Origin of the sequence: Streptomyces sp. NPDC005303 (assembly GCF_040607335.1) — a bacterium.
Classification (GTDB): domain Bacteria; phylum Actinomycetota; class Actinomycetes; order Streptomycetales; family Streptomycetaceae; genus Streptomyces.
Map to the genome: position 1 here is coordinate 770553 of NZ_JBEXGM010000001.1, position 20460 is coordinate 791012.

At 72.0% G+C, this 20460-nt stretch carries 17 protein-coding genes; 12 read left to right on the forward strand and 5 right to left on the reverse strand.

Annotation, left to right across the window (positions count from 1 at the left end; translation table 11 throughout):
- Positions 1-144 precede the first annotated feature (144 nt).
- Complete coding sequence (locus tag ABZT93_RS03680; RefSeq protein WP_356098243.1) at positions 145-2754, reverse strand: DEAD/DEAH box helicase; 2610 nt, start codon at positions 2752-2754, stop codon at positions 145-147.
- A gap of 502 nt (positions 2755-3256) precedes the next feature.
- On the opposite strand from ABZT93_RS03680, the gene ABZT93_RS03685 reads away from it, so the two are divergent.
- A complete protein-coding gene (locus ABZT93_RS03685) occupies positions 3257-4012 on the forward strand; it encodes a ferritin-like fold-containing protein (protein WP_356098246.1) in 756 nt (251 codons plus the stop codon).
- A 95-nt stretch (positions 4013-4107) separates the two neighbouring features.
- Here the strand turns inward: ABZT93_RS03685 and ABZT93_RS03690 are convergent, their stop codons facing one another.
- From ABZT93_RS03690 to ABZT93_RS03705, 4 genes are all read right to left on the reverse strand, one after another.
- Complete coding sequence (locus tag ABZT93_RS03690) at positions 4108-4374, reverse strand: hypothetical protein (protein WP_037720124.1); 267 nt, start codon at positions 4372-4374, stop codon at positions 4108-4110.
- A 185-nt stretch (positions 4375-4559) separates the two neighbouring features.
- Positions 4560-4787, reverse strand: coding sequence for a DUF3107 domain-containing protein (locus tag ABZT93_RS03695; RefSeq protein WP_020136741.1), 228 nt, complete (start codon positions 4785-4787; stop codon positions 4560-4562).
- A 203-nt stretch (positions 4788-4990) separates the two neighbouring features.
- A complete protein-coding gene (locus ABZT93_RS03700; RefSeq protein WP_356098250.1) occupies positions 4991-5632 on the reverse strand; it encodes a TetR/AcrR family transcriptional regulator in 642 nt (213 codons plus the stop codon).
- 220 nt (positions 5633-5852) lie between these two features.
- Complete coding sequence (locus tag ABZT93_RS03705) at positions 5853-6089, reverse strand: hypothetical protein (protein ID WP_356098253.1); 237 nt, start codon at positions 6087-6089, stop codon at positions 5853-5855.
- A gap of 214 nt (positions 6090-6303) precedes the next feature.
- Between ABZT93_RS03705 and ABZT93_RS03710 the strand changes: the two genes are divergently transcribed.
- From ABZT93_RS03710 to ABZT93_RS03760, 11 genes are all read left to right on the forward strand, one after another.
- Positions 6304-7410 (forward strand): alpha/beta hydrolase, encoded by a 1107-nt coding sequence (locus ABZT93_RS03710; protein ID WP_356098256.1) that lies wholly within the window; start codon positions 6304-6306, stop codon positions 7408-7410.
- A 539-nt stretch (positions 7411-7949) separates the two neighbouring features.
- Positions 7950-9332 (forward strand): DUF3152 domain-containing protein, encoded by a 1383-nt coding sequence (locus ABZT93_RS03715; RefSeq protein WP_356098480.1) that lies wholly within the window; start codon positions 7950-7952, stop codon positions 9330-9332.
- A gap of 56 nt (positions 9333-9388) precedes the next feature.
- Positions 9389-9484: an Ms4533A family Cys-rich leader peptide gene (locus ABZT93_RS03720; protein ID WP_356098259.1), complete on the forward strand. Its 96-nt coding sequence runs from the start codon at positions 9389-9391 to the stop codon at positions 9482-9484.
- A 166-nt stretch (positions 9485-9650) separates the two neighbouring features.
- Entirely contained in the window at positions 9651-11369 is a 1719-nt protein-coding gene (locus ABZT93_RS03725) for an ABC transporter substrate-binding protein (protein ID WP_356098262.1), read from the forward strand.
- Positions 11370-11372: 3 nt separating this feature from the next.
- The gene (locus ABZT93_RS03730) at positions 11373-12452 is read left to right on the forward strand and encodes an ABC transporter permease (protein ID WP_356098265.1); all 1080 of its coding nucleotides are present in this window, start codon (positions 11373-11375) and stop codon (positions 12450-12452) included.
- On the forward strand, positions 12449-13447 hold the full coding sequence (locus ABZT93_RS03735; RefSeq protein ID WP_356098268.1) for an ABC transporter permease: 999 nt from the start codon (positions 12449-12451) through the stop codon (positions 13445-13447). The genes ABZT93_RS03730 and ABZT93_RS03735 overlap by 4 nt, the downstream gene beginning before the upstream one ends.
- Positions 13444-15036 (forward strand): ABC transporter ATP-binding protein, encoded by a 1593-nt coding sequence (locus tag ABZT93_RS03740; RefSeq protein WP_356098270.1) that lies wholly within the window; start codon positions 13444-13446, stop codon positions 15034-15036. Before ABZT93_RS03735 ends, ABZT93_RS03740 begins: the two co-directional genes overlap by 4 nt.
- A 190-nt stretch (positions 15037-15226) precedes the next feature.
- Entirely contained in the window at positions 15227-16933 is a 1707-nt protein-coding gene (locus ABZT93_RS03745; protein ID WP_356098272.1) for a DUF3492 domain-containing protein, read from the forward strand.
- Positions 16930-18444, forward strand: a complete 1515-nt coding sequence (locus ABZT93_RS03750) for a hypothetical protein (protein ID WP_356098275.1) — start codon at positions 16930-16932, stop codon at positions 18442-18444. The genes ABZT93_RS03745 and ABZT93_RS03750 overlap by 4 nt, the downstream gene beginning before the upstream one ends.
- Before the next feature lie 271 nt (positions 18445-18715).
- Positions 18716-19675 (forward strand): NAD-dependent epimerase/dehydratase family protein, encoded by a 960-nt coding sequence (locus ABZT93_RS03755; protein ID WP_356098278.1) that lies wholly within the window; start codon positions 18716-18718, stop codon positions 19673-19675.
- On the forward strand, positions 19663-20412 hold the full coding sequence (locus tag ABZT93_RS03760) for a spherulation-specific family 4 protein (protein ID WP_356098282.1): 750 nt from the start codon (positions 19663-19665) through the stop codon (positions 20410-20412). The genes ABZT93_RS03755 and ABZT93_RS03760 overlap by 13 nt, the downstream gene beginning before the upstream one ends.
- The last annotated feature ends 48 nt before the right edge of the window (positions 20413-20460 follow it).

Genomic DNA, 20460 nt, shown 5'->3' on the forward strand with positions numbered 1-20460 from the left:
TGTCGCGCCCACGCGGCGGAGCCGCACATCGATACGGCCCCGCGCCCCTGCGTGGGTGTCGTCAACGCCCGCTGCCCAGGGCCGGTTCCGGATACGACGACGGCCCGGCCCCCTTGGTGAAGGGACCGGGCCGTCGGTGTCGGATCAGCTGTCCGCGGGCTCCGCGGCGGCCGTCTTGCGGGTCCGGCGGCGCGGTGCGGTGGCCTTCGGCTCCTGGTCCGCCTGGGCCGGGATGTCGGCGGTCACCGCGGGCTCGGCTGCCTTGCGGGTGGTACGCCGACGGGGCTGGGCCTCGGCCGGGTCCGCGGCGACCTCGGCCGTGGCGGCGGTCTTGCGGGTGCGGCGCGGCTTGGCCTCCGCGGTCTCCGCCGTGTCGGCTGCGGTCTCCGTGGTCGCGGCCGTGGTCTTGCGGGTGCGGCGCGGCTTGGTGACCGTGCCCTCCGCGGTGTCCACCGCCACCTCGGCAGCCTTCGCGGTGCTCGTCGTCTTCCGCGTACGCCGGGGCTTGGCCACCTCGGCCGACTCCGTCTCCGGGACCGTCTGGGCCGGGATCTCGGCGGTCACGGCGGGCTCGGCGACCTTGCGGGTACGGCGACGCGGCTTGGCCTCGGTGGCCTCGGCCGTGTCCAGGGCGGTCTCCGCAGTGGGAGCCGTGGCAGCGGTCTTGCGGGTGCGGCGCGGCTTGGCCTCGGCGGCCTCGGCCGTGTCCACCGCGGTCTCGGCGGTGGCCGTGACGGCGGTCGCGGTGGCGGTCGCAGTCTTGCGGGTGCGACGGGGCTTGGCCTCCGCGGTCTCCGCCGTGTCGGCTGCGGTCTCCGTCGTCGCGGCCGTGGTCTTGCGGGTGCGGCGCGGCTTGGTGACCGTGCCCTCCGCGGTGTCCACGGCGGCTTCGGCGGCGGTCGTGGCGGTGGCCGCGGCCTTCCGCGTGCGCCGCGGCTTGGTCTCCGTGGCCTCGGCCGTGTCCACGGCGGCCTCCGCGGGAGCCGCCGCAGCGGTCTTGCGGGTGCGGCGCGGCTTCGTCACCGGGGCGGCCTGAGCCGGAGCGGTCTCGGTGACCGGAGCGGCCTCCGGGACGGAGGCGGTCTCCGCGACCGGGGCGGCCTCGACGACCGTCTCCGTCGCGGCAGGCGTCTCCGCGGACCTGCGGGTACGGCGGCGGCGCGGCTTGGCCGGGGTCTCGGGGGTGTCGAGGGACGGGCTCTCGGCCGTCGTGACGGCGGACTCCGCGGCCTCGGACACGGCCGGCTCGACCGTCGCCGCTGCCGTGGTCACCGTGGCCGGAGCCGAGTCGGACGCCCCGCCGCGGGTGCGGCGACGGCGGCGCGGGGTGCGGGTCGCGGGGGCGTCCTCGGTCGCGGTGCTCTCCGACGGGGCGAGCGCCTCGGCGGGGGCGATCGCGTCCAGCGGGGTCCCGTTGCGGGTACGACGGCGACGGCGCGGCGTACGGTCCGCCTGCTCGCGCTCGGCGGAGCGGGACTCGTCCCGGCCACCTCGTCCGCGGCCCCGGTCACCGCGGCCCCGGTCACGGTCACGGTCACCTCGGCCGCGCGCACCGCGTCCGCCCGGCTCGCCCAGGTCCTCGAGCTCCTCCGCGTCGAGCCCCGCGCGTGTGCGGTCGGCCCGCGGCAGGACACCCTTGGTGCCCGCGGGGATGCCCAACTCCTCGTAGAAGTGCGGGGAGGTGGAGTACGTCTCCGGCGGGTCGTTGAAGTTGAGCTCCAGCGCCTTGTTGATCAGCTGCCAGCGCGGGATGTCGTCCCAGTCGACGAGGGTGATCGCGATGCCCTTGGCACCCGCGCGGCCGGTACGGCCGATGCGGTGCAGGTACGTCTTCTCCTCTTCGGGGGACTGGTAGTTGATGACGTGCGTGACGCCCTCGACGTCGATGCCGCGGGCGGCGACGTCGGTGCAGACGAGCACGTCCACCTTGCCGTTGCGGAAGGCGCGCAGCGCCTGCTCGCGGGCACCCTGGCCCAGGTCGCCGTGGACCGCGCCGGCGGCGAAGCCGCGCTGCTGGAGCTGATCGGCCAGGTCGGCCGCGGTGCGCTTGGTGCGGCAGAAGACCATGACCAGTCCTCGGCCGTCGGCCTGCAGTATGCGCGCGACCATCTCGGGCTTGTCCATGTTGTGCGCGCGGTACACGTGCTGCTTGGTGTTCGCGACCGTCCTGCCCGCGTCGTCGGGCGAGGTGGCGTTGATGTGCGTGGGCTGCGACATGTAGCGGCGCGCGAGACTGATGACGGCGCCCGGCATGGTCGCCGAGAACAGCATCGTCTGGCGGCGCACCGGCAGCATGTTGATGATCTTCTCGACGTCGGGCAGGAAGCCCAGGTCGAGCATCTCGTCGGCCTCGTCGAGGACGAGCGCCTTGATGTGGCCGAGGTTGAGCTTCTTCTGGCCCGCGAGGTCCAGGAGCCGTCCCGGGGTGCCGACGACGACGTCGACGCCCTTCTTCAGGGCATCGACCTGGGGCTCGTAGGCCCGGCCGCCGTAGATGGCGAGAACGCGTACGTTGCGTACCTTGCCCGCGGTCTGCAGGTCGTTGGTGACCTGCGTGCACAGCTCGCGCGTGGGGACGACGACGAGAGCCTGCGGGGCGTCGGTGAGGTCCTCGGGCCGGGCGCGGCCGGCCTCGACGTCGGCGGGGACGGTGACGCGCTCGAGGAGCGGGAGGCCGAAGCCCAGCGTCTTGCCGGTGCCGGTCTTGGCCTGGCCGATGACGTCGGAGCCGGAGAGGGCGACCGGGAGCGTCATCTCCTGGATGGGGAAGGGATTGATGATGCCGACGGCTTCGAGGGCCTCGGCCGTCTCGGTCAGAATCCCGAGATCGCGGAAAGTCGTAGTCAGGGTGCTGCCTCTTCTGTGTGCGCGGTGCGAGGCGAGCGCGGGGTGTCGTCTACCGTGCTGGGGACGTCGGCTGCCTTACGGGCTAAGCCGTAATGGCGCGGGACCACTGCCGACGCTCTAGCGCTCGTACCGCTGAGGGTCCCCCTCCGAACTCCGTACGCACTGTGCCGTACGGGCGAGGAGGGCTGTCGGGTCGGAGCCGATCGGGCCTCCGACCGGGCATCCTCATACGTGCGGCCTGTCGAGGTACGGCGCACTCATGAAATGGCGCACTCATGAAGGACTGTCGTACCAGCAGGCGCATTACCACCATACCCCGGAATCGCGCACATGTGATGGCCGATTTGGTCACGTAGTCGTCGTCACACTGATTGACCAGGACCTTCCGGCGTCCGGAGAGCGGGCTATTGTGCGCTTCATGACGACCTCTGACAAGCCCGACAACGCCTCCGAGACCCCTGCCGAACCCACCGGAGTCGCCGCCCAGGACTGGACGAAGGCCTCCGCCGACCCTCAGTACCGAGCCGCGGTCGTCGACCTGCTCGGCGCGCTCGCGTACGGCGAACTGGCGGCCTTCGAGCGGCTCGCGGAGGACGCGAAGCTGGCGCCCACGCTGGCGGACAAGGCGGAGCTGGCGAAGATGGCGTCGGCCGAGTTCCACCACTACGAGAAGCTGCGCGACCGGCTGACGGAGATCGGCGAGGAGCCGACGCTGGCGATGGAGCCGTTCGTGGCGGCACTCGACGGCTTCCACCGGCAGACTGCGCCGTCGGACTGGCTGGAAGGGCTCGTCAAGGCGTACGTCGGCGACTCGATCGCCAGTGACTTCTACCGGGAGGTCGCCGCGCGGCTCGACACGAACTCGCGCGAGCTGGTGCTGGCCGTGCTCGACGACACCGGGCACGCCGGGTTCGCCGTCGAGAAGGTGCGGGCGGCGATCGACGCGGATCCGCGGGTGGGCGGGCGACTCGCCCTGTGGGCGCGGCGGTTGATGGGGGAGGCGCTGTCGCAGTCGCAGCGCGTCGTCGCGGACCGGGACGCGCTGTCGACGATGCTCGTCGGAGGCGTCGCGGACGGGTTCGACCTCGCCGAGGTGGGGCGGATGTTCTCCCGGATCACCGAGGCGCACACCAAGCGGATGGCCGCGCTGGGCCTGGCGGCGTAGCGACTGGAGGGCTGGAGCCTTGGGGCGTCGGGCGGCCGCGGGTTGGCCCTTACCGGTCGCCCCGTGCCCCTACAGGGCGTCCTCGTCGTCGTTTCTCACGCCGTCGCCGAGCGGCGGAGTCTTCCCGACGGCCGCAGGAGCAGGGACAGCGACGCCACCGAGACCACCGCCGCGCCCAGCAGGATCAGCAGGATGTTGCCGGGGTCCAGCGCGGTGTGGGTCACGAAGGCGCCGAAGAGGGCTCCCGCGGTGCCCGTCGCGAGGACCAGGGAACGGGTCGGCAGGCGGTGGGCGAGGCGGTGCGCCGCCACCCCCGCCAGTACGAGACCGAGCAGCGCGGAGCCGAGAGCTTCGATCAACATCATGGGGTCCCTCCCACACGGCCACACTGCGCATTACGGTCGTAGCCCGTCATACCCGTGACCTGCGGAATGCAATCCTCCTCGGGGTGCTGTTCGTGCTCCGTACGGGGAGGAAGAAATCGGGCCCGCCACACGGAGAGGGGCCCGGCGATTTGCGGTCGCCGGGCCCCTCTCCGTATGTCTGCCTACAGCGCGCCGAAGCCCACCTTGCGCGGAGCCGGCTCACCGAGCTCGACGTACGCGAGACGGTCGGCCGGGACGAGGACCTTGCGGCCGTGCTCGTCCACCAGGCTCAGCAGCTGAGACTTGCCGGCCAGCGCATCCGCCACCGCCCGCTCGACATCCTCGGCGCTCTGACCGCTCTCCAGAACGATCTCGCGGGGCGCGTGCTGCACGCCGATCTTGACCTCCACGGCTATGTCCCTCCGACGGTCAGTGAAGTGCGCGACCTTCCGCGCCGTACCAGCACACATTAGCCCGGTGAGGGGATGTACACGCTTCGCGCAAGAACGCCAACAGCGAACAACGGACGGGAACAAACGACCCGCACGCGCGCGTGCGGGTGGTCTGCGGTCCCTGCGGGCCTCTGGTGGTGCTCCGCGCCTGCTCCGCGCCCCTAGTGGTGCTCGGTGCCGTGCAGCGGGAATCCGGCGATGCCCCGCCACGCCAGCGACGTCAGCAGCTGGACCGCCTGGTCGCGCGGGACGCTGCGATCGCTGTGCAGCCAGGACCGGGCCACCACCTGGGCCAGACCGCCGAGGCCTGACGCGAGCAGCATCGACTCCGCGCGCGAGAGGCCGGTGTCCTCCGCGATGACCTCGGAGATCGCCTCGGCGCACTCGACGGTGACCTTGTCGACGCGCTCGCGCACGGCGGGTTCGTTCGTCAGGTCCGACTCGAAGACCAGGCGGAAGGCGCCGCCGTCGTCCTCGACGTACGCGAAATAGGCGTCCATGGTCGCCCGTACGCGCTGTTTGTTGTCGCTCGTCGACGCGAGCGCGGTGCGCACCGCCTGGATCAAGGACTCGCAGTGCTGGTCCAGCAGCGCGAGATAGAGGTCGAGCTTGCCCGGGAAGTGCTGGTAGAGCACCGGCTTGCTGACGCCGGCCCGCTCGGCGATGTCGTCCATCGCGGCCGCGTGGTAGCCCTGTGCCACGAAGACTTCCTGTGCGGCGCCCAGCAGCTGGTTCCGTCGGGCACGGCGCGGCAGGCGCGTCCCCCTCGGGCGTGCCGCCTCTGTCTGCTCGATGGCTGTCACGCCGCCTCCCAATGTCGTCCACATGCGGTGTGCGCCGCGCCGCCATCGTACTTTTCGGTAACCGTGCTGTGCGCGGTACGAACGCAGAATTTCACGGACCGGACGGTGACGAAAGCTGCGCAAAGGTTTCAAACGGACATCTCGCGGGCAGTGCCCGTCCCGGTCCTGCCCAGGAATGCCCTGATGAGTGCTTTGCCGGCTGTCTCGCGCCGTGCCGAGGTCACCGATAGTCGTCCTCGTCGATCGAGACGACCCGGGCCTGTTCGACGAGGTCGGCCTCGTTGGCCCGGTCGGGGTCGACGCCGGTCAGCGGGTCGTCGCGGTCGGGCGTGACGTCGGCGCGCTGCTCGGCTGCGTCGCCCTCGGGGGCCTCGACGTCGAGTTCGTCGGCGTCTTCCTCGTTCTCCAGCGCCTCGAGGGCTGCGAGGGCCTCGGGGTCGGTGGGGTCGTAGGCCATGGTGGGCTCCCTTCCTAGAACGTCCCTGATGTACACAGGGGGCCACATCCGGGTGCCCTGCGTACGAGCCTAGGAGACACGCGATCTGGACGCCATGCGATGTGCGTGCCGCAGGGTGCATTCCGCACCGCTCCTGCACCGCACCCGCCTCGCACAGGTGCTCTGTGATGGCGAACACATGAACCACGGTGTGATCATCTCGTAACATTGCCGCATGTCTTCGACCGAGCTGCCCTTCGTGCCGCCCGCCACCGTCCTTCCCAAAGTGGCACCCGTCAGGGTCGGCGAGGGCGAGCGGCTCAGGTCGGTGGGGCTGCCGGGTATCACGCTGACGGTGCGGTCGAGGCCACCCGCGCGCGGGGGGCTGCCGCCCGCGTTGTACGTCCATGGCCTCGGCGGTTCCTCGCAGAACTGGTCTGCGTTGATGGAGCAGCTGGAGGGCGACGTCGACGGCGAGGCCATCGACCTGCCGGGCTTCGGGGACTCCCCGCCGCCGGACGACGGCAACTACTCGATCACCGCTCACGCGCGCGCGGTGATCCGTTTTCTCGACGCGTCCGGCCGCGGGGCCGTCCACCTCTTCGGGAACTCCCTCGGCGGCGCGGTGTCCACGCGCGTCGCGGCGGTGCGGCCCGACCTGGTGCGCACCCTCACCCTCGTCTCGCCGGCCCTCCCGGAGATCCGCGTCCAGCGCAGCGCCGTGCCCACGGGGCTGCTGGCGCTGCCGGGCGTGGCCGGTCTCTTCACTCGCTTCAGCAGGGACTGGACGGCCGAGCAGCGCGTCCGCGGGGTCACGGCGCTCTGCTACGGCGATCCCGGGCGGGTCTCTCCCGAGGGCTTCCAGGATGCTGTCGAGGAGATGGAACGGCGGCTGCAACTACCGTACTTCTGGGACGCGTTGACGCGTTCCGCGCGCGGACTGGTGAACGCGTACACGCTGGGCGGCCAGCACGCGCTGTGGCGCCAGGCCGAGCGTGTCCTCGCCCCCACCTTGCTCGTCTACGGCGGTCGCGACCAGCTCGTCGGCTTCCGCATGGCCCAGAAGGCGGCCCGTACCTTCCGCGATTCCCGACTGCTGACCCTGCCGGAGGCGGGGCACGTGGCGATGATGGAGTACCCGGAGACGGTGGCGGGGGCGTTCCGGGAGTTCGTCGCGGACAAGGGGACCGAGGGGGCCAGGGGAGCTTCTGGCGGTTCTGTGGGAGGCTCTGACCGGCGGGACGGCTCCGTGGGCCCCTCCGGTGAGGGAGCCCCGGGTGACGGAAGAGACGCCGCAACGGCTTCCGGTGACGGGGCCGACACCACCATCGTGGGGAGCTGAGGCGCGGCGTGGGACGCCACAGTCGACGCGGGCCCGCTCCCAAGAAGGGGCCCGACAAGGGCAGTTCCGGCAACGGCGGTACGAGCCAGCCGGGCGCCGAGGCAGTACGGGGCGCCAGGGGCCTCGCCGCGGAGCCGACGGGCCGGGAACGGACGCCGACCTCCCCCGCTCCGGCGCCCCAGGCCGCTCGGCCGGGTGGCCGGGGCCCCGAGCACAGGGCGCCTGCGGGCGGACCGGGCAGCGGTGCGGCCGGTGCCAGGGTGCCCGCGCAGGGCGGTCTGCGGGTTCCGGACGGGACGCCTGCGGGTGGCGTCCTGCCGGTTCCGGATGGGACGCCTGCGCATGGGTTTCCTCGGGTTCCGGATGGGACGCCCGCGCACGGTTTTCCTCGGGTTCCGGATGGGACGCCCGCGCACGGTTTTCCTCGGGTTCCGGATGGGGGGACGCCGGGGTTCGGTTCTTCTGGGGTTTCGGAGGGCACGCCCGCGCGTGGCGTTCCTCGGCTTCCGGACGGGACGCCGGCGCACGGTTTTCCCCGGCTGTCCGACGGGACGCCTGCGCACGGCTTTCCCCGGCTGCCCGATGGGACGCCGGCGCGTGGAGTCGCGCGTGTGACCGACGGCCCGTCCGGCCAGGGTGTGCGGCGGGTTCCGGACGGGACGCCCCCGCGTGGAGTTCCGCGGCTTCCCGACGGCACTCCGGCCCGGGGCGTGCCCCTGGTCCGCGGTGGGCATCCCGAGCAGCGTGAATCCGGGGGCGGCTGGGGCGAGTTGAGCGGTCGGGAGCCGGGCGGACCCGCCGCCGGGCCGGACGTCGCTCTGCCACGGCAGAGGCGGGGGCCCTCGGGAACGCGGTCGGGGCCACGCCAGGACTACGTCGACGCGTTCGCCGACGACGTCGATCTCTTCGCACCCGGCGGACCCCGCGGCCCCGTTCCCGCGAAGGGTCCCCTCCGAGGGGTCGGGACGCCCCCGGCCCGGCACCCGTCCGCCGCGCACCCCTCCGACCCGTACAACTCCGTCACCGACCGGCCCGGCGACGCCGACGTCCACACCGACGAGGACGCCCGCCCCGACTCCGGGGACGCGCCGCCGCACGATCCGCCGTCGCAGGCCAAGGGCGGCAAGGGCCGGGCGTTCACCGGCATCGCGGCCGCCGCCGTCGTCACCGTGCTCGCCGTCGTGGTGGCCGGACAGGTCACCGACGGACGCGGCACCGCCTCGGGCGCGCAGTCCGCGACCGACCAGGCGCGGGACGCCCGCGAAGCCGCCACGGGCACCGCCGGGCAGCCCTCGCCGTCGTCCTCGGCCGCCGTGGTGCCGCTGACGTACGAGCAGAAGATGGCCACGAAGTACCCGCTCAGCGCCAAGCTCCACGGCTCGGGGAAGTTCGACGCGATCCAGGGGGTCGACAAGGCGCCCGGCAAGGGGCAGAAGTACACCTACCGCGTGGACGTGGAACAAGGTCTCGGACTCGACGCCGCACTCTTCGCCGAGGCCGTGCAGAAGACACTCAACGACGACCGCAGCTGGGCTCACGACGGAGCGAGGACATTCGAGCGCATCTACTCCGGCAAGCCCGACTTCGTGATCACGCTCGCCAGCCCCGGTACCACGGCCGACTGGTGCGCCAAATCGGGTCTCGACACGACGGAGGACAACGTCTCGTGCGACTCGGCCGCCACCGAACGCGTGATGATCAATGCGTATCGATGGGCGCAGGGATCAACCACATACGGTGATCAGATCCATGCGTACAGACAGATGTTGATCAATCATGAAGTCGGCCACCGTCTCGGCTACTCCCATGTGACTTGCGACAAGAACGGCGAGCTCGCGCCGGTCATGCAGCAGCAGACCAAGTTCCTCGACCACGACGGGATCCACTGCCGGGCCAACCCCTGGGCCTACCCGGGGAGTTGACGGATGGCGCATATGTCACATTGACATGTGTTGATCGGTCATACATATTGCTGCCCATGTGGTCTAGTCATGTCGTCGAGAACAGCGCCGCCATTCAGCTGGCGCTCATCGGCGTGACCCCGCTCTGCGTGGCCGACATTCTCTGTCGCTGACGCCCGCCCCCAGGCGCGCGCGTCGCGAATCCCGCACATGTACCCGTGACCCGAGTCACGGCCTTTTCGACGACCCGACGCCGGGGCGGACGTCTGTCCACTTTCGTCTCACCCTTCGTCAATCTGTCTCGCCATTCGAGACTCATCATTCGAGAGGTCGTCTCCGATGCGTCAACCGTCCCTCACAGCGCGCCGTGTGGCCGCGGTATCCGTAAGCCTGGTCCTGGCAGCGGGCGCCGCGGCCTGCGGCCCTGAGGACAACGATGCCAAGAGCTCCGGTGGCGACTCCACGCCCCACAAGGGCGGCACCCTGACGGTCCTGAACTCCAACCCGCAGCAGGACTTCGACCCGGCCCGCCTGTACACCTCCGGCGGCGGCAACGTGCCCTCCCTCGTCTTCCGCACCCTCACCACCCGCAACCGCGAGAACGGCGCCGCCGGCGCCAAGGTCGTCCCCGACCTCGCCACCGACACCGGGCGCCCCAGCAAGGACGCGACCGTGTGGACGTACACCCTGAAGAAGGGCCTCAAGTACGAGGACGGCACCGCGATCACCTCGGCCGACATCAAGTACGGCATCGAGCGCTCCTTCGCGCCCGAACTCTCCGGCGGCGCCCCCTACCTGCGGGACTGGCTGGTCGGCGCGGCCGACTACCAGGGGCCGTACAAGGACAAGAAGGGCCTCGCGGCGATCGAGACGCCGGACGACCGCACCCTGGTGTTCCACCTGAACAAGCCCGAGGGCGAGTTCCCGTACCTGGCCACGCAGACGCAGTTCACGCCGGTACCGAAGGCCAAGGACACCGGGACGAAGTACGAGGAGCACCCGGTCTCGTCCGGCCCGTACAAGGTCGTCTCGAACCAGAACGACGGCGAGCATCTCGTCCTGGAGCGCAACACGTACTGGTCCACTTCGACGGACGCCGAGCGCAAGGCGTACCCGGACAGGATCGACGTCAAGTCCGGGCTCGACTCCTCGGTGATCAACCAGCGGCTGTCGTCGTCCCAGGGAGCGGACGCCGCCGCGGTCACCACGGACACCAACCTCGGCCCGGCCGAACTCGCCAAGGTGACGGGCGACAAGGAACTCGCCTCCCGCGTCGGCACCGGCCACTTCGGCTACACCAACTACATAGCGTTCAACCCGACCGTCAAGCCGTTCAACAACGTCAAGGTGCGGCAGGCGATCTCGTACGCCATCGACCGCTCCTCCGTGGTCAACGCGGCCGGCGGCAGCGCACTCGCCGAGTCCGCCACCACCTTCCTGCCGAACCAGAAGTCCTTCGGCTACGAGCCGTACGACCTCTTCCCGGCGGGTACGACGGGCAACGCGGCGAAGGCCAAGGAGCTGCTGAAGGAGGCCGGCTACCCGAACGGGCTCACGGTCACCCTGACGCACTCCAACGCCAAGGACTTCGAGACCAGCCCCGAGATCGCGACCGCGATCCAGGACGCGCTCAAGAAGGCGGGCGTCACGGTCAAGCTCCAGGGGCTGGAAGAGAACGACTACTCGGACACGATCCACAGCGTGAAGACCGAGCCCGGGTTCTTCCTCGCCCACTGGGGTGCCGACTGGCCCTCCGGCGGCCCCTTCCTCGCCCCGATCTTCGACGGCCGGCAGATCGTCAAGGACGGCGCGAACTTCAACACGGGCCTGCTCGACGACAAGACGGTCAATGCCGAGATTGACGCGATCAACAAGTTGACCGATCTTGACGCTGCCGCCAAGCGATGGGGTGCACTGGACAAGAAGATCGGCGAGCAGGCGCTGACCGTGCCGCTGTTCCACCCGGTCTACAAGCGCCTGTACGGCAAGGACATCAAGAACGTCGTGATCAGCGACTGGACCGGTGTTCTGGACATCTCGCAGGTCGCGGTCAAGTAACCGATGAGCGAGGCACTTGTCGCCACCGAGGTCCCCGAGGCATCCGTCCCGGGGGCCTCGGGGGCCCGTCAGTTCTGGCGGCGGCTGCGGGCGCAGCGCGCCGCCATGGTCGCGGCGTCGGTCGTCGCACTGCTCGTCCTGGTCGCCCTCGCGGCGCCCCTGCTCACCGCGCTGGAGGGCCAGGACCCCACCACCTACCACCCCTCCCTGATCGACTCCGCGCGCGGAGGCGTGCCCATCGGGTCGTTCGGGGGCGCCGGCGGGGACCACTGGCTCGGCGTCGAGCCGCAGACGGGGCGTGATCTGTTCGCGCGTCTGGTCTACGGCGCCCGCGTCTCCCTGGGTGTCGCGCTGGCTGCTACCGCCGTGCAGGTCTTCCTCGGGGTCGTCGTGGGAGTCGCGGCCGCGCTCGGCAACCGCTGGGTTGATCAACTGTTGAGCCGGATCACGGACATCATCGTGGCCATGCCGTTGATGATCATGGCGTTGGCGCTGCTGGCCATCGTGCCGAGCAGTTTCCCCCGGCCGGCCCTGGTCGCGCTCGTCATCGGCTTCGTGGCCTGGGGAACGATCGGCAAGATCACGCGCGCCCAGACCCTCACCCTCAAGGAACTCGACTACGTGGCCGCCGCCCGGCTCAGTGGCTGGGGAACCCTGAGGATCGCCCGCCGGGAACTGCTGCCCGGTCTCGCCGCACCCGTCATCACCTACGCGGCGCTCATGGTGCCGGCGAACATCGGCATCGAGGCAGCCCTGTCCTTCCTCGGCGTCGGCGTCAGACCGCCCACCCCGTCCTGGGGACAGATGCTCTCCTCGGCCGACGTCTGGTACCAGGCGGCCCCGCAGTACCTGCTGGTGCCCGCGGCCGCGCTGTTCCTCACCGTCCTCGCCCTCACCGTCCTCGGCGACGGTGTCCGCACCGCCCTCGACCCCCGCGCGGCCTCCCGGCTGCGCATCGGCACGGGCCGCAGACAGGAGTCCAAGGCCGACATGTCCGAGGCCGGTAACCCCGAGGCCGGTGCCCCCGAGGTCGGCGAGCCCAAGGTCCACGAGTCCGAGACCGCCAAGGAGGGCACCGCATGAGTGGCTTCACCGCGTTCGCCCTGCGCCGGGCGGTGAGCGCCGTACTCACCCTGCTCGCCCTCTCGGTCATCATCTACGTCGTCTTCTACGCCACCCCCGGCAACGTCGCCCAGATCACCTGCGGCCCGCGCTGCTCGCCGGAACAGGTGCACCAGGTCGCCCAGCAACTCCGCCTCGACGACCCGCTCTACCTGCGCTACTGGCACTTCCTCCAGGGCATCGTCACGGGCCACGACTACTCCACCGGCACCTCGGTCGAGCACTGCTCGGCGCCCTGCCTCGGGCTGTCGTACCAGAGCGACCAGCAGGTCACGCAGATCATCCTGAACAAGCTGCCCGTCAGCCTGTCCCTGGTGTTCGGCGGCATGGTGCTGTGGCTGCTGTTGGGAGTCGGTACCGGCGCATTGTCCGCCTGGCGGCGCGGCCGCTTCAGCGAGCGCGCGCTGACCGGCATCACCCTCGCCGGCGTCGCCACGCCCGGGTTCGTCATCGGCCTCGTCCTGATGATCGTGGTTTGCGGACAGCTGGAACTGCTGCCCTTCCCGGAGTACGTCCCCCTCTCCGACGATCCCGAGCAGTGGATGTGGGGCCTGCTGCTGCCCTGGGTCACGCTCGCCCTCGGCGAGGCGGCCTACTTCGCGCGGCTGACCCGGGCGTCGATGCTGGAGACGCTTGCCGAGGACCACATCCGCACCTTCCGGGCCTACGGCGTCGGCGAGCGGTCGATCGTCGGACGGCACGCCCTGCGCGGGGCCCTGGCGCCGATCATCGCCCTGAACGCCAACGACTTCGGCAGCGCGGTGGGTGGTGCCGTTCTCGTCGAGTCGCTGTTCGGACTGCCCGGCATCGGCCAGGAACTGGTTCACGCCGTCACCGTCGTCGACCTCCCGGTCGTCGTCGGCATGGTCCTGGTCGTCGGCTTCTTCGTGGTGCTCGCCAACGCCGTCGCGGACGTCCTGTACGCGGTGGCCGACCGACGGGTGGTGCTCGCATGAGTCTCGTCCAAGTCACGGACCTGACCGTCGGGTTCGGCGACCTGCGCGCCGTCGACGGCCTCTCCTTCCGCCTGGAGCAGGGCGCCGCCCTCGCCCTGGTCGGCGAGTCCGGCTCCGGCAAGTCCACCGTCGCCTCCGCCCTGCTCGGGCTGCACCGCGGCACGGGCGCGCGCGTGGCCGGCTCGGTCGAGGTCGCCGGCGTGGACGTACAGCAGGCGTCGGACGACGAACTGCGGCGGCTGCGGGGCGCCAAGGCCGCCATGGTCTTCCAGGACCCACTGTCGTCCCTGGACCCGTACTACGCGATCGGCGACCAGATCGCCGAGGTGTATCGCGTGCACACGCGTGTGTCGCGACGAACGGCACGCGCGCGTGCGGTGGAGGTGCTGGACCGGGTCGGCATCCCGGACGCCGTACGGCGATCCCGGGCCCGCCCGCACGAGTTCAGCGGCGGCATGCGCCAGCGCGCTCTCATCGCGATGGCACTGGCCTGCGAGCCGCACCTGCTGATCGCCGACGAGCCGACGACCGCGCTCGACGTGACCGTCCAGGCCCAGATCCTCGACCTGCTGCACACGCTGCGCCAGGAGACCGGCATGGGCCTGCTGCTCGTCACGCACGACGTGGGCGTCGCCGCAGAGAGCGTCGACGACGTACTCGTCATGCGGCACGGTCGCGCGGTCGAGCAGGGGCCGGTCGGCGCGGTTCTCGGAGCCCCTGGGGAGGCGTACACGCGCGCGCTGCTCGCCGCGGTACCGCGCCTGGACGCGAAGCGGGCGCCGTCCCGGACATCCGACGAGGTGGTCCTTGAGGCGAAGGGCCTGCGGCGCGAGTTCGGCCGTGGCAAGAAGGCCTTCGTCGCCGTCGACGACGTCTCGCTCACCGTCCGCCGGGGCGAGACCCTCGGCGTCGTCGGCGAGAGCGGCAGCGGCAAGACGACGCTGGGACGGATGCTGGTCGGGCTGCTGGAGCCGACGGCGGGGGAGGTCCGTCACGACGGCCACGCGCGTGTGGGCGTGAACCCGGCCGTGCAGATGGTCTTCCAGGACCCCGTCTCCTCCCTGAACCCCCGCCGCAGCGTGGGCGAGTCCATCGCCGACCCACTGCGCGCGCGGGGCGAGCGGGACGAGAAGCGGATCAGGGCGCGCGTGACCGAACTTCTGGAGCGAGTGGGGCTCGAAGGGGCGCACTACGACCGCTACCCGCACGAGTTCAGCGGCGGTCAGCGCCAACGCGTGGGCATCGCCCGGGCACTCGCGGCCGACCCGCGCGTCATCGTCTGCGACGAACCGGTCTCCGCGCTGGATGTCACCACCCAGGCCCAGGTCGTGGCCCTGCTCGGCGAGTTGCAGCGGGAACTCGGACTCGCGCTGGTCTTCGTCGCGCACGACCTCGCCGTGGTACGCCAGGTCAGCGACCGTGTCGCCGTGATGCGACGCGGTCGGATCGTCGAACAGGGGCCGGCCGACGAGGTCTACGACAGCCCGCAGGACCCGTACACCGAGCAGCTCCTGGCCGCCGTACCGGCGCTCGATCCGCGGGTCGCCGCCCAGCGCCGGGCGGAGCGCCGGGAAGTGGCCGTGACCTGACGTTCCGTGTCCGAGTGATCTCTTAGCGCGACCGAACGCGACCCGCACGGGAAAGTTACGAGCGTTCACCCCTTTTGGTGGCGCGATGGACAACCGTCCGTCGCGCCACCACCTTGTCCGCATACGTTCGTCCCGCTGCGAGCCGCCGACCCAACGGCGGCTCCTCATACGGGAGATCGGGGGTGCACTCGTGCGCATAGGACTGCTTACGGAGGGTGGCTATCCGTATGTGAACGGTGACGCCAGGCTCTGGTGCGACCGGCTCGTGCGCGGGCTCGAGCAGCACGAGTTCGACATCTACGCACTCAGCCGCAGCGAGCACCAGGAGGACGAGGGCTGGGTCCAGCTGCCGCCACAGGTCGGCAGGGTCATCACGGCCCCGCTGTGGACCGCCGAGGACGACGGGGTGGTGTACGGGCGCCGCGCGCGCCGTCGGTTCGCCGAGTCCTACGGCGAGTTGGCGGCCGCACTGTGCGAAGGGACGGTCGGCGACGCCTCGGGGGAGTCGTCGGCCGCTGAGGCGGACCGTTTCGCCAACGCCCTGTACGGACTCGCCGAACTCGCCCGCGACGAGGGCGGCCTGGTCGGAGCACTCCGCTCCGAGACCGCCGTACGCGCCCTGGAGCGCGCCTGTCGTGCGCCTGGCGCCCGGCAGCCGGCGCGCGCGGCGCGGGTGCCGGATCTGCTCGCCGTCGCCGCACACCTGGAGCGCGCCCTGCGCCCCCTCTCGCTCGACTGGTACGAGGACGACGGCCTCGGCGCGGTCGACCTGTGCCACGCCACCTCCGGCGGCCCGGCAGCCCTGCCGGGGCTCCTCGCCCACCACTTCACCGGCGTCCCGCTGCTGGTGACCGAGTACGGCGTACGGCTGCGCACGCACTACCTGGCCGACACCGAGTCCCCGCCCGCGGTACGGACCCTGCTTGCCGCCTTCCACGGCCGGCTGGCCACCGAGACCTACCGGCGGGCCGCGGTCGTCACGCCCGGTAACACCCACGCCCGTCGCTGGCAGGAGCGCTGCGGCGCCGACCGCGCGAAGCTGCGCACGGTTTACCCGGGCATGGACGCCGCCCGTTTCACCGAGGTGGGTGAGTCCGCGGGGTCCGTGGCCCCGGACACGCTGGTCTGGGTCGGCCGGGTGGAACCCGCCAAGGACCTGATCTCGCTGCTCCACGCCTTCGCGGAGATCCGCAAGGAGGAACCCAAGACGCGGCTGAGAATCGTCGGCGCGCCCGCCGGCCCCGAGGGCGCGGCCTATCTGGGGCACTGCAAGGCGCTGGCTGCGCAGCTCTTCCCGGACGAGGCGGAGGGACTGCACGCCGTCGGTGACAACCCCGTCTCCTTCGAGGAGATCGGCGGGCCCGAGGTGCCGACGCTCGCCGACGCGTACGCCTCGGGTGCGGTCACCGTCCTGTCCAGCGTCGTCGAGGGCTTCCCGATCAGCCTGGTCGAGGCCATGTTCTGCGGCCGGGCCACCGTGTCCACCGACGTCGGCGCGGTCGTGGAGGTCATCGGTGGCACGGGCCTCGTCGTCCCGCCGCGCAACCCGAAGGCGCTCGCGGAGGCGTGCGTCGCGCTGTTGCGCGACCCCGAGCGCCGTGAGCGCCTGGGTGCCGCCGCGCGCGCCCGTGCGCTCGAACTGTTCACCGTGGAACAGAACATCACGGCATTTCACAGCATTTACCTGGAGATCGTCTCCAGCACCCCGGTCCGCCGGGTCGTCCTGGACGGCGGCGGAGAGCCCCTGCCCTTCGCCGCCCCCGCCGAAGCCCACGTACCCGGCCGCTGGACCGAGCGCAGCACCCGCGTCCTGGTCCGGGGTGGCCCCGGTTGGGCCGCCGGGCCCCCGGTCAGCGCCACGCCTCCCTTCGCCGCCACGGAAGGAGTGACCGGATGAGCGACGTGGGGCTCGACCGCCCCGACACCCCCGGCACTCCCGGCCCTCCGGGCAGCCCCGGCGCGTGGGACACGTCTGCGCGTGACGGGCGGGGGGTCGGCGAGCGCGGCCCGGACGGCGATCCGGGTCGCGTGGGAGCACCGGCAACGACGGCGACGTCGATGCCGCGACCTGTGGAGGACTCCGGCCTGCCCAAGGCGCGCGGCGTGTCCGAGGTGCCCGGCGTGTCCGAGGTGCGCGGCGTGTCCGAGGTGCCCAGTGACTTGGAGGTGCCAGAAGGCGCTGAACCGGACGACGCCGACACGCCGCCGCCGACGGCCACGCCCACGGCCGAGGCGTCCGAGGAGACCACCCCGTCGGGTCCCGCGCCCCGCGCCCCCGAGATCTCCACCGGCCTCAAGCCCACCACTCCCGGCCCCGCCCGCCGTTCCGCCGCGGACCCGGTGAAGGCCCTGATGCACCGTCACCGCGAGCTGTGCGAACGGGCCGTCGATCCTCTGGAGATCGCGGCGGGCCTGGAAGCCCACGGCGTCACCGACCGCACCGCCGTCCGCTTCCGGCACCGGGACGTCTTCTCCCTCGCCGAGGAGATGTACGCCCGTGTCCCGAGAGACGCCGAGACGCCCCCGCCCCCCGCCGTGGAGCAGACACCCCGGGCCCGCGCCGACTGGGTCCTGCTCACCCTCCTCCCCGGCGCCCTCTGCGCGGCCACGGTGGCCGGCATCCGCCTCACCGACGGCCAGGCCCGCCTGGTCGCCGCCCTGGTCGGCTTCCTGGCCGTCTCCCTCGCCGTACGCGCGGCCCTGTCCCGCGGCCCCCTCGGAACTCCTGACCGCGCACCCGCCACCGGCACCTCCACCTGGACCTACTGGCTCCTCGCCTACGCCACCCTCGGCGACGGCCTCCTCGCGGCGGCCGTGACCGGTGGCCCCGACGCCCTGCCCACCGGCGCCGCCGACGCTCCCTGGCCGCTGGCCACGGCCCCCGTCCTCGCTCTCACCCTGTCGTGCGCCCCGGCGGCCTGGTCCGCCCACCTCTTCGCGGCCCGCGCCCGCCGCAAACTCACCGTCAGCCGGGGCCTGGAGGACTTCGCGGCCTCCGTACGCCCCCTGCTGTTCGGCACGTTCGCCCTGTACCTGTGCGCGCTGACGGCTCTGACGGTCCTGTCCGGCGCCGTCATGGACGAACCGGCCGCCCACCCACAAGCCATCGCCCTGGGCGCCCTCCTCTTCCTCGCCCGCCTCCTCACCGTCCACGGCTTCACCCACGCCCCCGCGGTGGTCCTCACCGCCGCCGCCACTGCCCAGGTGACCGCCCTGGCCGCGGCCTTCGCGTCCCGCCTGCCGGGCTGCGGCTTCCTGGCCGTGCCGGTGGACGCCCTCGTGGATCTGTGGGGGGCGGGCGGCATCCAGACCCTTTCCTGCGGCCTCGGCGCCCTGGCTCTGCTGATCCACGGGACCCGCAAGCTGACCAGAGCGTCGGCCCACGCCCACGCGGAGGCCATGTGCTGACCCGCCCCCGAGCCACCCACCCGCCGTAGGCGCAGCACCCGCCCGGCGTGGGCGTGAACACCCGCCCCCGCGGGCGTGACCTTCCACCCGCCGAGGGCGACCGACCCGCCGCGGGCTCGACCGACCCGCCACGGGGGGACCGCCCGCCGACCCCGCACACACCGCCGCAGGCGCCCCGGCCCACCGCCGGAGACCACTCGCAAGCCCCTCCCGAAGGAGAACCCGCAATGACCACCTCCCGACCCGCCCCCGAGGCCCCGGGAGCAGCCCGATGAGAGTCCTGCTGATCGGAGCCAACGGCTACCTCGGGCGCTTTGTCGCCGACCGTCTGCTCGCCGACCCCGCCGTCCAGCTCACCGCCCTCGGCCGCGGCGACGACGCGGACGTCCGCTTCGACCTCGCCTCCGGCAGCCCCGGCGCCCTCACCCGCTTCCTGGACGCGGTCCACCCGGGCGTCGTCGTCAACTGCGCCGGGGCCACCCGCGGCGGTGCCCGCGAACTCACCCGCCACAACACGGTCGCCGTCGCCACCGTCTGCGAGGCCCTGCGTCGCAGCGGCTGCGGGGCCCGTCTGGTGCAGATCGGCTGCGGTGCCGAGTACGGACCCAGCCAGCCGGGCTCCTCCACGGCCGAGGACGCCGTCCCACGCCCCGGCGGCCCGTACGGCGTCAGCAAACTCGCCGCCACCGAACTGGTCCTCGGCTCCGGTCTGGACGCGGTCGTCCTGCGCGTCTTCTCACCGGCCGGCCCCGGCACTCCCGCGGGCTCCCCGCTCGGCCGTCTCGCCGAGGCCATGCGCCGCGCCATGCAGTCCGGCGACGGCGAACTGAAGCTCGGCGGCCTCGGGGTCCAGCGCGACTTCGTCGACGTCCGCGATGTGGCCCGCGCCGTCCACGCGGCCTCGCTCTCCGCCGCACAGGGCGTCATCAACATCGGCTCGGGCCGAGCCGTCCGCCTCCGCGACGCAGCCGCCGTCCTGGCCCGGGTCGCCGGATACGGCGGCGCCCTCCACGAACTCGACGGCCCTCCCGGCCCGCTGAGGGCGACCATCGGGCATCCCCGCTCCGAGCCCGACCACGCGGCGCCGGTCGCGTACCCGTACCCCGACGGCTGCGGCAGCTGGCAGCAGGCCGATGTGCGCACCGCACGCGACCGGCTCGGCTGGCGCCCCCGCATCAACCTCGAAGAGTCCCTCGCGGACATCTGGATGGAGGCGGCATGCCGCATCTGACCAGCACGAAGACCAGCACGTCGAGCACCGAACTGCGCACCGGCCTCGGCGTCCCCGGCTTCGCCCACCCCCTGGTCGCCCCCACCGAATGGGCCGAACTCACCCTCCCCGGCACCCCTGTGCACTGGGCCGTCCTCAACGTCGCCGACGGCCCCGGTGCCCGTCCCGACCCGCACTGCCTCGAAGCGGTCGGCCGGCTGCGCAAAGCGGGCGTCCGCGTCCTCGGTCACCTCGACACCGCCGAGGGGACCCGCACCCACGGCGAGACGGTCTCCGAGGCCCAGCGCTACCTCGACTGGTACCAGGCCGACGGCTTCCTGTTGGACCGCTGCCCCACCGAACGCGCCCTGCTTCCCGAGGTCCGCCGCACCGTCACCACGCTCCGCGCGGTGCGTGACGATGCCCACATCGTCCTCGGTCACGGCAGTCACCCCCACCCCGGCTACGCCGAGAACGCCGACCAGTTGGTCACCTTCTCCGGCTCCTGGAACGACTACCGCTGGTCGCAGGTGGCCGAGTGGACCGCCGACTACCCGCCCGACCGCTTCTGCCACCTCGTCCACGGGGTGCCCGGCCCCCACCTGGAGGAAGCCCTGCGGATCGCCCGCTGGCAGGGAGCCGCCACGATCTGGTTCACCGACCGCACGGCTCGGGGCGGCCGCGTCGACCCCTGGGAGACGCTGCCCGGCTACTGGGACGAAATCGTCTCGCGGATCGGAACGGGAGTCTCGGAATGAAGAAGCCCATGGCAGTGTTACAGGAAGAACAACCGTAGTGATTGACCG